Annotated in this window: 12 protein-coding genes; 9 read left to right on the top strand and 3 right to left on the bottom strand. The window is 72.3% G+C overall.

Features of this window, described 5'->3' with window-relative positions:
- The first annotated feature begins 31 nt into the window (after positions 1-31).
- On the top strand, positions 32-1,264 hold the full coding sequence (locus tag SGA01_RS09020) for an arginine deiminase (protein ID WP_055640892.1): 1,233 nt from the start codon (positions 32-34) through the stop codon (positions 1,262-1,264).
- 154 nt (positions 1,265-1,418) lie between these two features.
- Entirely contained in the window at positions 1,419-2,426 is a 1,008-nt protein-coding gene (gene argF / locus SGA01_RS09025; RefSeq protein ID WP_141295042.1) for an ornithine carbamoyltransferase, read from the top strand.
- 27 nt (positions 2,427-2,453) lie between these two features.
- Here the strand turns inward: argF and SGA01_RS09030 are convergent, their stop codons facing one another.
- Complete coding sequence (locus SGA01_RS09030; protein WP_141295044.1) at positions 2,454-2,918, bottom strand: ATP-binding protein; 465 nt, start codon at positions 2,916-2,918, stop codon at positions 2,454-2,456.
- Between the two features lie 253 nt (positions 2,919-3,171).
- Between SGA01_RS09030 and SGA01_RS09035 the strand changes: the two genes are divergently transcribed.
- The 4 genes from SGA01_RS09035 to SGA01_RS09050 all read left to right on the top strand — a co-directional run bounded on the left by SGA01_RS09035 (position 3,172) and on the right by SGA01_RS09050 (position 7,390).
- Positions 3,172-3,999: an enoyl-CoA hydratase family protein gene (locus SGA01_RS09035; protein WP_141295046.1), complete on the top strand. Its 828-nt coding sequence runs from the start codon at positions 3,172-3,174 to the stop codon at positions 3,997-3,999.
- A gap of 2 nt (positions 4,000-4,001) precedes the next feature.
- Positions 4,002-6,356, top strand: coding sequence for a bifunctional salicylyl-CoA 5-hydroxylase/oxidoreductase (locus SGA01_RS09040; RefSeq protein WP_141295048.1), 2,355 nt, complete (start codon positions 4,002-4,004; stop codon positions 6,354-6,356).
- Positions 6,357-6,443: 87 nt separating this feature from the next.
- On the top strand, positions 6,444-6,941 hold the full coding sequence (locus SGA01_RS09045; protein WP_141295050.1) for an anthrone oxygenase family protein: 498 nt from the start codon (positions 6,444-6,446) through the stop codon (positions 6,939-6,941).
- 68 nt (positions 6,942-7,009) lie between these two features.
- A complete protein-coding gene (locus tag SGA01_RS09050; RefSeq protein ID WP_141295052.1) occupies positions 7,010-7,390 on the top strand; it encodes a nuclear transport factor 2 family protein in 381 nt (126 codons plus the stop codon).
- 15 nt (positions 7,391-7,405) lie between these two features.
- Here SGA01_RS09050 and SGA01_RS09055 read toward each other — a convergent pair whose 3' ends face one another.
- The gene (locus SGA01_RS09055) at positions 7,406-8,242 is read right to left on the bottom strand and encodes a PaaX family transcriptional regulator (RefSeq protein ID WP_141295054.1); all 837 of its coding nucleotides are present in this window, start codon (positions 8,240-8,242) and stop codon (positions 7,406-7,408) included.
- A gap of 42 nt (positions 8,243-8,284) precedes the next feature.
- Positions 8,285-9,907: an AMP-binding protein gene (locus SGA01_RS09060; RefSeq protein WP_141295056.1), complete on the bottom strand. Its 1,623-nt coding sequence runs from the start codon at positions 9,905-9,907 to the stop codon at positions 8,285-8,287.
- A gap of 234 nt (positions 9,908-10,141) precedes the next feature.
- Between SGA01_RS09060 and SGA01_RS09065 the strand changes: the two genes are divergently transcribed.
- The 3 genes from SGA01_RS09065 (at position 10,142) to SGA01_RS09075 (ending at position 13,411) form a co-directional block, all read left to right on the top strand.
- Entirely contained in the window at positions 10,142-11,347 is a 1,206-nt protein-coding gene (locus SGA01_RS09065; RefSeq protein WP_229917993.1) for an acyl-CoA dehydrogenase family protein, read from the top strand.
- A complete protein-coding gene (locus tag SGA01_RS09070; RefSeq protein ID WP_141295058.1) occupies positions 11,344-11,757 on the top strand; it encodes a RidA family protein in 414 nt (137 codons plus the stop codon). The genes SGA01_RS09065 and SGA01_RS09070 overlap by 4 nt, the downstream gene beginning before the upstream one ends.
- A 97-nt stretch (positions 11,758-11,854) precedes the next feature.
- Positions 11,855-13,411 (top strand): MFS transporter, encoded by a 1,557-nt coding sequence (locus SGA01_RS09075; RefSeq protein ID WP_141295060.1) that lies wholly within the window; start codon positions 11,855-11,857, stop codon positions 13,409-13,411.
- Positions 13,412-13,500: the final 89 nt, after the last annotated feature.

Genomic DNA, 13,500 nt, shown 5'->3' on the forward strand with positions numbered 1-13,500 from the left:
CCAGGCCGCCCGGCTCCGTCAGGATGGGCCCATGGGATTCCATGTCGATTCCGAGACCGGGCGGCTGCGCCGCGTCATCCTCCACCGTCCCGATCTGGAGCTGAAGCGGCTCACGCCGTCGAACAAGGACGCCCTCCTCTTCGACGACGTGCTCTGGGTGCGCAGGGCCCGCCAGGAGCACGACGGCTTCGCCGACGTGCTGCGCGACCGCGGGGTCGAGGTGCATCTCTTCGGCGACCTGCTGCGCGAGTCCCTGGAGGTGCCCGCCGCCCGCGCGCTGGTCCTGGACCGGGTCTTCGACGAGAAGGAGTACGGGCCGCTGGCCGCCGACCACCTGCGCGCCGCGTTCGACTCGCTGGAGGCCGGGGCGCTCGGCGAGGCGCTCGTCGGCGGTATGACGAAGCGGGAGTTCCTGGCGGCGCACCGGGAGCCGACGTCGGTGCGTTTCCACGCCCTCGACCTGGACGACTTCGTCCTCGGGCCGCTGCCGAACCACATCTTCACCCGGGACACCTCGGCCTGGATCTACGACGGCGTCTCGATCAACGCGATGCGCTGGCCGGCCCGGCAGCGCGAGACGGTGCACTTCGAGGCGATCTACGGACACCACCCGCTCTTCGCGGGCCCGGAGGCGGGTCCCTTCCACCACTGGTCGGAGGGGCAGCGCGACTACCCGTCGACGATCGAGGGCGGGGACGTCCTGGTCATCGGCAACGGCGCCGTGCTCATCGGGATGAGCGAGCGCACCACTCCGCAGGCGGTGGAGATGCTGGCCCGGGGGCTGTTCGCGGCCGGTTCGGCGCGCACGATCGTCGCGCTCGACATGCCGAAGCGGCGCGCGTTCATGCACCTGGACACGGTGATGACGATGGTCGACCAGGACACGTTCACGCAGTACGCGGGGCTCGGCATGCTCCGCTCGTACACGATCGAACCCGGCGACGCGGGGCAGTCCCTGCGGGTGACCGACCATCCGCCGGAGCAGATGCACAGCGCCATCGCCGCGGCCCTCGGGCTCCAGGACATCCGGGTCCTGACGGCGACGCAGGACGTGCACGCGGCGGAGCGTGAGCAGTGGGACGACGGGTGCAACGTCCTCGCCGTGGAGCCGGGGGTGGTCGTGGCGTACGAGCGGAACGTCACCACCAACACCCATCTGCGCAAGCAGGGCATCGAGGTGATCGAGATCCCGGGGAGCGAGCTGGGCCGGGGGAGGGGCGGTCCGCGCTGTATGAGCTGCCCGGTGGAGCGGGACGCGATCTGAGTCCTTCCCCACAGGCGGAGAGGGCACCAAGGCTGTATATAAATGCTGATGTACGTATAGACTTCCAGGGTCCGCGGCCGGTCGTCGCTCTGTCGATCGCCCGCCGCCTCAGCCGCCGCCCGTCCCCTCGACCCGTACCCCAGGAGCGCGTCCCATGGCCACTGACCTCATCGGCCGCCACTTCCTCAAGGAGCTGGACTTCACCGCCGAGGAGTTCCGCGGCCTGATCGCGCTCTCCGCCGAGCTCAAGGCCGCCAAGAAGGCGGGCGCCGAGGTCCAGCGGCTGCGCGGCAGGAACATCGCCCTCATCTTCGAGAAGACCTCGACCCGCACCCGCTGCGCCTTCGAGGTCGCCGCCGCCGATCAGGGCGCCTCCACCACCTACCTGGACCCCTCGGGTTCCCAGATGGGCCACAAGGAGTCGGTCAAGGACACCGCCCGTGTCCTCGGCCGGATGTTCGACGGCATCGAGTACCGGGGCGACAGCCAGGACGCCGTCGAGGAGCTCGCGGCGTTCGCCGGGGTCCCCGTCTTCAACGGCCTCACCGACGACTGGCACCCCACCCAGATGCTCGCCGACGTGCTCACCATGACCGAGCACACCGACAAGCCGCTCGACGGGATCGCCTTCGCCTACCTCGGCGACGCCCGCTTCAACATGGGCAACTCCTACCTCGTCGCCGGAGCCCTGCTCGGCATGGACGTGCGGATCGTCGCCCCGGAGGCGTACTGGCCGGCCGAGGGAATCGTCGCCGCCGCCCGCAAGCTCGCCGAGGCCAGCGGCGCCACGATCACGCTCACCGAGTCGGTGGCGGACGGGGTCCGGGGCGCCGACTTCGTGGCCACCGACGTCTGGGTGTCGATGGGCGAGCCCAAGGAGGTCTGGGACGAGCGGATCGCCGCCCTCGCCCCGTACTCCGTGACCATGGACGTGCTGCGGGCCACCGGGAACCCGGACGTCAAGTTCCTGCACTGCCTGCCGGCCTTCCACGACCTCGGCACGGCCGTCGGCCGCGACATCCACGCCCGGCACGGTCTGACCGAGCTGGAGGTCTCCGACGAGGTCTTCGAGTCGGCGCACTCCGTCGTCTTCGACGAGGCCGAGAACCGCATGCACACCATCAAGGCGGTCCTGGTGGCCACCCTGGCGAACCCGTCGTGACCGCGGCCGTCCCCGTTCCGCTGTAGCTCAGGGCTCCTGGCGGCGGCGCTGAGCCGGAATTCCGGGGAGCGTGAACCACACCGCCTTGCCGTGCGCGGTCGGGCGATGGCCGCAGTCGCTGCTCAGCGCGCGGATCAGGAGGAGGCCGCGGCCGTGCTCCTGCCAGGGGTCGACCTCGGCGTTTGGGTCGGGACAGGCGAGCTCGCCGGGGCCGGCCGGCTCGGAGTCGTGCACCTCTATCTGGCAGCCGCCGGGCGCGGCCAGCAGCTCGACGACCAGCTCGATCGGGCCCTGGCCCGCGGTGTGCTCGACGGCGTTGGCGACGAGCTCGGCGGTGAGCAGCTCCGCGGTGTCCCCGTCGGGCAGGGCGGCCGCCCCGGGGGCGATGTCGTTGAGGGCGGTACGGATCAGGGCGCGGGCGATCGGCACGGCGGCGGTCGTGTGGGGCAGGTGGATGCGCCAGGAGGCGGCGGGTCCGGTGGCTTCGGGCATGGGTGGCAGGGCTCCCTTCACCGAGGGGCGGCAGGTGGGCGAGTGGGGTGGAGGCACCCCGAGACGTCCTGGTTTCAACCTTACGAGGTACAAGATCCCGTTCCCAGGGCCCCCCTCCCCGGGCGCCAGGGACTTCGGTCATCTCTCTCCCGGGACCTTGTGGGGCCTGAGCACACACCTCCTTTATCGCGCGCTCGTGACGACAGTCACAGTTGAGTGATACCCTCCGGGTGGAGGAAGGAGGCCGTTCCGGATGAGCCCCTTTACCGGCTCCGCGACCCGCACCGAACGCTGGCGGCACCTGCGCCTGGACCTCGACGAGGGCGTCGCCACCGTGACGCTCGCGCGCCCCGCGAAGCTCAACGCCCTCACCTTCGGCGCCTACGCCGACCTGCGCGACCTGCTCGCCGAGCTGTCCCGGGAGCGCGCCGTACGCGCCCTCGTGCTGGGCGGCGAGGGGCGGGGCTTCTGCTCGGGCGGTGACGTCGACGAGATCATCGGCGCCACGCTCTCGCTCGACACCGCCCGGCTCCTCGACTTCAACCGGATGACCGGACAGGTCGTCCGGGCGCTCCGCGAGTGCCCCTTCCCGGTCGTCGCCGCGCTGCACGGCGTCGCCGCGGGTGCCGGGGCCGTCCTCGCCCTCGCCGCCGACTTCCGGATCGCCGACCCCACCACCCGCTTCGCCTTCCTCTTCACCCGGGTAGGCCTCTCCGGCGGGGACATGGGCGCGGCCTACCTGCTGCCCCGGGTCGTCGGGCTCGGTCACGCGACCCGGCTCCTCATGCTCGGCGAACCGGTCCTGGCGGCCGAGGCCGAGCGCATCGGCCTGCTGAGCGAGCTGACGGAGGAGGGCGCCGCCGACACCCGCGCCGCCGCACTCGCCCGCCGGCTCGCGGACGGCCCGGCGCTGGCGCTCGCCCAGACGAAGGCCCTGCTCTCGGCGGAGCTGGACATGCCGCTCGCGGCCTCCATCGAGATGGACGCGGCGACACAGGCCCTGCTGATGCACGGCGAGGACTACGCGGAGTTCCACGCGGCCTTCACCGAGAAGCGCCCCCCGAAGTGGCAGGGCCGCTGACCATGACCCCCCGCCCCGAGCCGACGCCCGCAACGGCCCGCCCTCCGACGCCCGGGGTGGCCCGCCCCGCGACGCCCAGAGCGGCCCGCACCCCGACGCCCGAGGCCGGGCCGCCCCTGCGGATCGCCGTCATCGGGGGCGGACCCGGCGGGCTCTACGCCGCCGCCCTCCTCAAACGGCTCGACCCGGCCCGCGAGGTCACCGTCTGGGAGCGGAACGCGCCCTCCGACACCTTCGGCTTCGGCGTCGTCCTCTCCGACGAGACCCTCGGCGGCATCCGGGACACCGACCCCGCCGTGTACGAGGCGCTCCGCCGCGAGCTCGTCCGCTGGGACGACATCGACGTCGTCCACCGGGGCAACCGCACGACCTCCACCGGCCACGGCTTCGCCGCCCTCGGCCGCCGCCGCCTCCTGGAACTCCTGCACGCCCGCTGCACCGAGCTCGGCGTACAACTCCGCTTCCGCGCCGAGGCCCCGCCCGCCGCCGAGCTCGCGACCGCTCATGACCTCGTCATCGCCGCCGACGGCGTCCACAGCCGCACCCGCGAGGCCCACGACGACCACTTCCGCCCCACCGTCACCACCCACCGCTGCCGCTACATCTGGCTCGCCGCGGACTTCCCCTTCGAAGCGTTCCGCTTCGAGACCGCCGAGACCGAGCACGGCGTGATGCAGCTCCACGCCTACCCCTTCTCCGCGGACTCCTCCACCGTCATCGTGGAGATGCGCGAGGAGGTCTGGCGGGCCGCCGGGTTCGACGAACTCGACGAGGCCGAGTCCACCGCCCGCTGCGCCAAGATCTTCGCCGAGGCGCTCGGCGGCCGGGAGCTCCGCGCGAACAACTCCGCCTGGACCGCGTTCCGTACGGTCGTCAACGAGCGCTGGTCGTACGGCAACACCGTCCTCATCGGCGACGCCGCCCACACCGCGCACTTCTCCATCGGCTCCGGCACCAAGCTCGCCGTCGAGGACGCCCTCGCCCTCGCCCGGCAGCTCGGCGAACACCCCACCCTCGCCGAGGCGTTGACCGCCTACGAGGCCGAACGGCGCCCCGTCGTCGAGTCCACCCAGCGCGCCGCCCTGGCCAGCCTCCGCTGGTTCGAGGAGCTCGCCGGCCGCGTCGACCGGCCGCCCCGCCGCTTCGCCTTCGACCTCCTCACCCGCAGCCGCCGCGTCACCCACGCCAACCTGCGGCTGCGCGACCCGGCCTTCACCGACACGGTCGAGCACGACTTCGGCTGCCCGCCAGGGACCCCGCCCATGTTCACCCCCTTCCGACTGCGCGGGCTCACCCTCCGCAACCGGATCGTCGTCTCGCCCATGGACCTGTACGTCGCCGAGGACGGCGTCCCGGGCGACTTCCACCTCGTCCACCTGGGGGCCAGGGCCCTCGGCGGCCCCGGACTCGTCATGACCGAGATGGTGTGCGTGAGCGCCGAGGGTCGCATCACCCCTGGCTGCTCCGGCCTGTGGACCGACGGACAGGCCGACGCCTGGGCCCGGATCACCGCCTTCGTCCACGCCCAGGCGCCCGGCACGGCGCTCGGCGTCCAGCTCGGCCACTCCGGCCGCAAGGGCTCCACCCGGCGCATGTGGGAGGGCATCGACCAGCCGCTGCCCGAGGGCAACTGGCCGCTCGTCGCCGCCTCACCCCTCCCGTACAGGGCGGACGTCAACCAGACCCCGCGCGCCCTCGACCGCGCCGGACTCGCCTCCGTACGCGAGGAGTTCACCGCCGCGGCCCGCCGGGCCGCCCGCTGCGACTTCGACCTCCTCGAACTCCACTGCGCACACGGCTACCTGCTCTCCGGCTTCCTCTCCCCGCTCACCAACCACCGCACCGACGCCTACGGCGGCACCCTGGAAGGCCGGCTGCGCTTCCCGCTCGAAGTCTTCGACGCCGTACGGGAGGTGTGGCCCGAGGACCGCCCCATGACCGTGCGCGTCTCGGCGACCGACTGGGCCGAGGGCGGCACCACCGCCGAGGAAGCCGTCACGATCGCCCGCGCCTTCGCCGCCCACGGAGCCGACGCGATCGACGTCTCCACCGGCCAGGTCGTCCCCGACGAACGCCCCGAGTACGGCCGCTCGTACCAGACCCCGTACGCCGACCGGATCCGGAGCGCGGTCGGCGTCCCCGTCGTCGCCGTCGGCGCGATCTCCTCCTGGGACGACGTCAACTCCCTGCTCCTGGCGGGTCGCGCCGACCTCTGCGCCCTCGCCCGCCCGCATCTCTTCGACCCGCACTGGACCCTCCACGCGGCGGCCGAACAGGGCTACGAGGGCCCGGCCGCGCCCTGGCCGGCCCCGTACCGCGCGGGCAGCCGCCCGCCCCCGACGGGCCGCCGCGAGTAGGACCGCCCGGTCGACCGTGGACGCTCGCGCATGCCGGTGCGACGCGAAACGATGGTCCGCGCGGTGCCACTGCTCTTGAATGGGGACATGACACAAAACAGGGGCGGGAAAGGTGCCGGGGCGGTCCTCGGCGCGGCGACGGTGGCGACCGGACTGGTCGCGGGACTCTTGTTCGCGTACGTCTGCTCGGTGATGCCGGCGCTGGCGCGCAGCGACGACCGGGTCTTCGTGGAGGTCATGCGGAACATCAACGAAGTGATCCAGAACCCGGTCTTCTTCACCGCGTTCATCGGGGCGCCGATCCTCACGGGCGTGGCCGCCTGGCAGCACCGGGCCACCAGGGCCCGAGCCTGGACGCTCGCCGGGTTCGTCCTGTGCGTGGCGGTCTTCCTGGTCACCACGGCGGCGAACGTCCCCCTCAACGAAGCCCTCGCGACCACGAGCGACCCGGCGGCGGCCCGGTCCGCCTTCGAGGACTCCTGGGTCGCGTGGAACACGGTCCGCTCGATCCTGTCGGTGGCGGGACTCGTCTGCCTGCTGCGGGCGATGACGGTACAGAGGGCGCCCTACCGCGAGAGCGCCTGAGAAGAGTGACGCCACCTGCCCGACGCGCTCACCGCGCCGCACGTGACCGCCGGACCTACGGTGGCACCATGAGCGACCCGGAGAAGAACAAGGCGACGGCCAAGGCGTTCTACGACCTGATGTTCAACCAGTGCCGCCCCGCCGAGGCCGTCGAGCAGTACGTCGGCGACACCTATACCCAGCACAACCCACACGTCGGCGACGGCAAACAGGCGTTCATCGACTACTTCGAGCGCATGGCCGCCGAGTACCCGGGCAAGCGCGTCGAGTACCAGCGGGCATTCGCCGAGGACGACCACGTCGTCCTGCACTGCCGTCAGGTCTGGCCCGACGAGGAGTACGCGGGCATCGACATCTTCCGCTTCGACGCCGACGGCAGGATCGTCGAACACTGGGACGTCCTCCAGGTCGTCCCGCCCACCTCCGAGAACGACAACACCATGTTCTAGGGGGCGTCTTGCCGATCAGGCCGGGCTCGCGGGGTCCCCGCTGACGAACGGGCGGACGAACTCCGCACCCCGGTCCCACAGCAGCTCGTGCAGGGCGGCGAAGACCTCCGCCGAGCGGCGGCCCGGCCAGTCGTCGGGGAGCAGCTCCGCCGGCAGGACCGGGTCCGCGTACGGCAGGCGGCGCCAGGAGTCCAGGACGAGGAGATACGCCCGATAGGCGTCCTCCGGGCCTCCCGGCGCCGACCGCCAGGACCGCAGGACCGGCTCGTGGGCCGCGAGGAACTCCTCGTGCAGCCCCGCGATCGCGGGCAGGTCCCACCAGCGGGCCACCGCCTCGGCCGTCGCCGCGTACCCCAGGTGCTCGCCCCGGAAGAGGTCCACGTACGTCGAGAGCTCCAGCCGCTCCAGGGCGTTACGCGTCTCCTCGTACAGCCGGGCGGGGGCGATCCAGACCCCCGGCGCCGCCGTGCCGAAGCCCAGCCGGGCGAGCCGGGAGCGCAGCAGGTGCCGCTTGTGCCGCTCCGCCTCGGGCACCGAGAAGACGGCCAGGACCCAGCCGTCGGACAGCTTGGGCTCCGTACGGGCGTAGATCCGGCGGTCGCCGTCGTCGAGGAGCCGCCGGGCGTCCTCCGACAGGGCGTACCCGGCCGCGCCGTCCGCCGTCCGCCGCGGCAGCAGCAGCCCGCGCCGCTTCAGCCGCGAGACCGAGGAGCGCACCGAGGGCGCGTCCACACCGAGCCTCCCGAGCAGCCGGATCAGCGCGGCCACCGGCATGGGGGACTCGTCGGGCCCACGGCCGTACGCGCCGTAGAGGGAGACGATCAGGGATCGGGGAGTGTGCTGCTCGGCCACGTGATCACTTTAGGGGGTTGGCCGGATGTGCTCGGCGCCGGATCAGACCGGATCACGCAGCCGGAAGCGCTGCAGTTTGCCCGTCGCGGTGCGTGGCAGCGCGTCGAGGAAGACGATCCGGCGGGGTGACTTGTACGGGGCGAGGCGGGCGCGGACGAAGGCCCGCAGCGCGGCGGCCGTGCCGGAGTCGCGCGGCACCCCGTCCCGTACGACCGTGTACGCGACGACGACCTGGCCGCGCAGCTCGTCTGGGCGGCCCACGACCGCCGTCTCGACGACGTCGGGATGGTCGAGGAGCACCTCCTCCACCTGCGGCCCGGCGATGTTGTACCCGGCCGAGATGATCATGTCGTCGGCCCGTGAGACGTACCGGAACCAGCCGTCGGGCCTGCGGACGTACGTGTCGCCCGTGACGTTCCAGCCGTCCCGTACGTAATCCGCCTGGCGCGGATCGGCGAGATAGCGGCAGCCCACCGGTCCGCGCACGGCGAGCAGCCCCTCCTCGCCGTCCGGGACCTCCCGGCCCTCCCGGTCCACGATCCTGGCCTGCCAGCCGGGCACCGGGCGGCCCGTGGTGCCGGGGCGGATGTCGCCGTCGGCGGCCGATATGAAGATGTGCAGGAGCTCGGTCGCGCCGATTCCGTTGATCAGGCGCAGGCCGGTCCGGCCGTACCAGGCGTTCCAGGTCGCCTCGGGGAGGTTCTCGCCGGCGGAGACGCAGCGCCGCAGCGAACCGACGTCCGGGGCGCCTTCGCCGGCCAGCTCGTCGAGCATGACGCGATAGGCCGTCGGGGCGGTGAAGAGCACCGAGACCCGGTGCCGCTCGATCGCCGCGAGCAGCTGCCGGGCGCCCGCCTGTTCGAGGAGGACCGCGCTCGCCCCGGCGCGCAGGGGGAAGACGACGAGCCCGCCGAGGCCGAACGTGAAGGCGAGCGGCGGCGAACCGGCGAAGACGTCGTCGGGCCGCGGGCGCAGGACGTGCGCGGAGAACGTGTCGGCGACGGCGAGGACGTCCCGGTGGAAGTGGACGCAGCCCTTCGGCTGCCCGGTGGTGCCGGAGGTGAAGGCGATGAGTGCCACGTCGTCGGCGGCGGTCGCCACCGCCTCGTACCGGCCGTCGTGGCGGGCTGCGAGGGCCAGCAGGTCGTCCGGGCCGTCCCCGCCGAAGGGGGTGACGCGCAGGTCCGGGATCCGGGCGGCGAGGAGCTCGTCGAGGGAGTGGGCGTCGCAGAGCGCGTGGGTGCAGCGCGCCGCTTCGGCCATCACGGCCAGTTCGGGTGCGCGCTGCTGGGCCAGGACGGTGACGGCGACGCCGCCGGCCTTCATCACGGCGAGCCAGCAGGCGGCGAGCCAGGGGGTGGTCGGGCCGCGCAGGAGCACGCGGTTGCCGGGCCGCACCTTCAGGTCGGAGGTGAGGACGTGGGCGATGCGGTCGACGCGGTCGAGGAGGTCTCCGTAGCTCCAGATCCGGCCCTCGGCGTCGAGGAAGGCGGGCCGGTCCGTGCCGAATCGTTCCACCGTGCGGTCGAGGAGCTCCGCCCCGCAGTTGAGCCGGTCGGGGTACGCGAGCTCAGGCAGCTCGAAGAGGAGGTGCGGCCAGCGCTCCGGCGGAGGCAGTCCGTCGCGGGCGAAGGTGTCGAGATGGGCCGAGGGTGTCAGCTCCATGAGTCCGTCCCCCTGTCGTGGTGGGGTCGCTCAACGCCACACGAGCGTATCGTGTTGGTGACGACAGTCAACGGTTCGCGACAAGAGCGTCCGGCGGAGGGGCGCGGAAGGGCGTACGGAGCGGCGTCGGTACGGAGCTGCCCGGCGGCGCGGGGACAGACGCGTCGAGCGGCGCACGGACGGCGCCGTACGGTGCAGCGACAAGGGCGCCGCAGGGCGTCGGAGAGGGCCCACATGCCCGCATTCTCGCTCGATCCGGGACAGATCACCTGGTGTGCGGAGCTCCGCGCACTCGCCGCCGACCACCTCGCGCCGCTCGCCGCGAAGGGCGAGCCGGGCCGCGTCAACCGCCCCCTCGTCGCCGCCCTCGGCGAACTCGGCCTCCTCACCCGCCTCTTCGACGCGGGCGCCCTCGACCTCTGCCTCCTGCGCGAATCCCTCGCCCAGACCTGCACCGAGGCCGAGACCGCCCTCGCCCTCCAGGGCCTCGGCACCCACCCGGTCGCCGCCTTCGGCACCGACGCTCAGCGCGCCCGCTGGCTCCCCGAGGCCACCGCGGGACGGGCGGTCGCGGCCTTCGCCCTCTCCGAGCCCGGCGCCGGCTCCGACGCCGCCGCCCTCGCCCTCGACGCCGTCCCCGACGGGCGCGGCGGCTGGCGCCTGCACGGCGAGAAACGCTGGATCTCCAACGCCCCCGAGGCCGACTTCGCCACCGTCTTCGCCCGCACCACCCGGGGCGCGGGCGCCCGTGGCGTCACCGCGTTCCTCGTCCCCGCCGACCGCCCGGGGCTGGGCGGCGAGGCCCTCGACATGCTCTCCCCGCACGCCATCGGCACCCTCACCTTCGAGGGCGTGCCCGTCGGTCCCGAGGACCTCCTCGGCGAACCGGACCGGGGCTTCCGGGTCGCCATGCACACCCTCAACCTCTTCCGGCCCAGCGTCGGGGCCTTCGCCGTCGGCATGGCCCAGGCGGCCCTCGACGCCGCCGTCGCCCACACCGCCGCCCGCCCCGCCTTCGGCGGCGTCCTCGCCGACCTCCAGGCCGTCTCCCACCGCATCGCCGAGATGGCCACCCGCACGGAGGCCGCCCGCCTCCTCGTGTACGCGGCGGCCACCGCGTACGACAGCGGCGACCCGGACGTGCCGAGGCGCTCCGCCATGGCCAAACTCCTCGCCACCGAGACCGCGCAGTACGTCGTCGACGCCGCCGTCCAGCTGCACGGCGCGGCCGCCCTGCAACGCGGCCACCTCCTGGAACACCTCTACCGCGAGGTGCGCGCACCCCGGATCTACGAGGGGGCCACGGAGGTCCAGCGCGCGATCATCGCCAAGGAGCTGTACGCGTCCCACGCGTCCCACGCGAGCCACGCGAGCCACCCGACGCACGCGAGCCACCCGACGGTTACGGACGCCCGTCCCGAGAGGCCGGTGTCCGCATGAGCCTCCACCGCCACAACCCGGCCGAACTCGCCCCGCCCACCGGCTTCTCACACGCCGTCACCGCCACCGGCACCCGCCTGGTCTTCCTCGCCGGACAGACCGCCCTCGACAGCGAGGGCAAGGTCGTGGGGGAGACCCTCCCCGAGCAGTTCACCACCGCCCTCGGCAACCTCCTCACCGCCCTGCGCCACGCCGGCGGCACCCCGGCCGACCTCGCGCGCGTCACCGTCTACACCACCGACGTCGACGACTACCGTGCCCACGCCGCCGAACTCGGCCGTATCTGGCGCAGGTTGGCGGGCCGTGACTATCCGGCGATGGCCGTCATCGGAGTCGTACGACTCTGGGACGAACAGGCGCGGGTGGAGCTGGACGGCTTCGCGGTCCTGGAGGAACCCACCCCCGCTTGATCAACTGGTCACCCGAACAGCCCTGGCTTAGTGTCGAAAGGTGGACTGACCGGCCCACGGCCCCGTCAGGTGAGGGCGCGATGCGCCATGAACTGCCATGAGTAGAACACCCGAGCCGCAGACTCCGACGGCGACCGCCCCCCGTAAGAGGGGCAATGACGGCAAGGGCATCGCCCTGTTCGTGATCGCCTCGTGTCAGCTGATGGTGGTCCTCGACATCACCATCGTGAACATCGCCCTCCCGCACATCCAGACCGCGCTGGACTTCTCCACGACCAGCCTGTCCTGGGTTGTCAACGCCTACACCCTGACCTTCGGCGGTCTGCTCCTCCTGGGCGGACGCGCCGGCGACATCCTGGGGCGGCGGCGCGTGTTCATCTTCGGTGTGCTGCTCTTCGGACTGGCCTCACTGTTCTGCGGACTCGCGCAGAGCGAGTGGCAACTCCTCGCGGCCCGCGCCCTCCAGGGCGTCGGCGGCGCGATAGCCTCCCCGACCTCGCTCTCCCTCATCACCACGACGTTCGACGAAGGCCCGGAGCGTAACCGGGCCTTCGGCGTCTTCGCGGGCGTCTCGGCCGGCGGCGGCGCGATCGGTCTGGTCGCGGGCGGCATGCTCGTCGAATGGCTCGACTGGCGCTGGATCTTCTTCGTCAACGTGCCGATCGCCCTGCTGATCGCCTTCCTCACCCCGCGCCATGTCAAGGAGTCCGAGCGGCACCCCGGCCACTTCGACCTCGTGGGCGCGCTGACCTCGACGCTCGGCATGGTGGCGCTGGTGTACGGATTCATCCGCGCCGCCCAGGAGGGCTGGCGCGACCCGTACACGATCGGCTCGTTCTGCGCCGCGGTGGTGCTCCTGGGCCTGTTCATCCTGATCGAGCGCCGCTCCCAGCAGCCCATCACCCCGCTGCACATGTTCGCCGACCGCAACCGGTCGGGCACCTACGCGATCATGCTCTGCCTGGCGGCGGCGATCTTCGGGATGTTCTTCTTCCTGACCCTGTTCGTCCAACAGGTCCTCGGCTTCAGTCCGTTGGACGCCGGTCTCGCCTTCCTGCCGATCAGTGCCATCATCGCGGTCGGCGCCGGCTTCACCTCCAACCTGCTGCCCAAATACGGACCCAAACCCTTCATGGTGGTGGGCTCCATCCTCGCCGCGGCCGGCCTGTCCTGGCTGACACTCACCGATGTCGACTCCACGTATCTGGGCAGCATCCTCGGACCGATCCTCGTCTTCGGCCTCGGCATGGGCCTGATGTTCGTCTCCCTGACCATCATGGCGCTGTCGAACGTCGAGCCCCAGGAGTCGGGCGCCGCCTCCGGCCTGCTCAACGCGACGCAACAGGTGGGCGGTTCGCTCGGCCTGTCGATCCTCGTGACGGTCTTCGGCACGGCCAGCCGCAACGAGGCCGACACGCAGGTTCCCGCGTTCCTGGCCCAGGCGAGTCCACTGGAGAGGGCCCAGTTCACCAGAACCGGCCAACTGCCACCCCCCTGGAGCGACGAGGTACTCACCTCCGGCGTCACCGCGGGCTTCGTCACAGCAGCCATCTTTGCCGTGGTCGGCGCGCTGATAGCCATCTTCGTGATCCAGGTCCGCGCCTCCGACATCGAACGCCTCAAGGGCGGGGTGGGACCGGGCGTGGGCGGCTGAGCCGCCACAGCAGGACGACCGGCTGCCCTTGGCCAAGGCCAGCCGGCTGCCCTTGGCCAAGGCCCGACGCTTTAACCAAAGCCCCGGCC

The sequence above is a fragment of the Streptomyces gardneri genome (genome assembly GCF_006539185.1).
Classification (GTDB): domain Bacteria; phylum Actinomycetota; class Actinomycetes; order Streptomycetales; family Streptomycetaceae; genus Streptomyces; species Streptomyces gardneri.

Excerpts from the sequence above, each read along its gene's own strand:
- SGA01_RS09045 (WP_141295050.1), top strand. The coding sequence starts at position 6,444 with ATGACACAAAACAGGGGCGGGAAAGGTGCCGGGGCGGTCCTCGGCGCG.
- SGA01_RS09030 (WP_141295044.1), bottom strand. The coding sequence starts at position 2,918 with ATGCCCGAAGCCACCGGACCCGCCGCCTCCTGGCGCATCCACCTGCCC.
- argF (WP_141295042.1), top strand. The coding sequence starts at position 1,419 with ATGGCCACTGACCTCATCGGCCGCCACTTCCTCAAGGAGCTGGACTTC.
- SGA01_RS09035 (WP_141295046.1), top strand. The coding sequence starts at position 3,172 with ATGAGCCCCTTTACCGGCTCCGCGACCCGCACCGAACGCTGGCGGCAC.
- SGA01_RS09040 (WP_141295048.1), top strand. The coding sequence starts at position 4,002 with ATGACCCCCCGCCCCGAGCCGACGCCCGCAACGGCCCGCCCTCCGACG.
- SGA01_RS09050 (WP_141295052.1), top strand. The coding sequence starts at position 7,010 with ATGAGCGACCCGGAGAAGAACAAGGCGACGGCCAAGGCGTTCTACGAC.
- SGA01_RS09065 (WP_229917993.1), top strand. The coding sequence starts at position 10,142 with ATGCCCGCATTCTCGCTCGATCCGGGACAGATCACCTGGTGTGCGGAG.
- SGA01_RS09070 (WP_141295058.1), top strand. The coding sequence starts at position 11,344 with ATGAGCCTCCACCGCCACAACCCGGCCGAACTCGCCCCGCCCACCGGC.
- SGA01_RS09060 (WP_141295056.1), bottom strand. The coding sequence starts at position 9,907 with ATGGAGCTGACACCCTCGGCCCATCTCGACACCTTCGCCCGCGACGGA.
- SGA01_RS09020 (WP_055640892.1), top strand. The coding sequence starts at position 32 with ATGGGATTCCATGTCGATTCCGAGACCGGGCGGCTGCGCCGCGTCATC.
- SGA01_RS09075 (WP_141295060.1), top strand. The coding sequence starts at position 11,855 with ATGAGTAGAACACCCGAGCCGCAGACTCCGACGGCGACCGCCCCCCGT.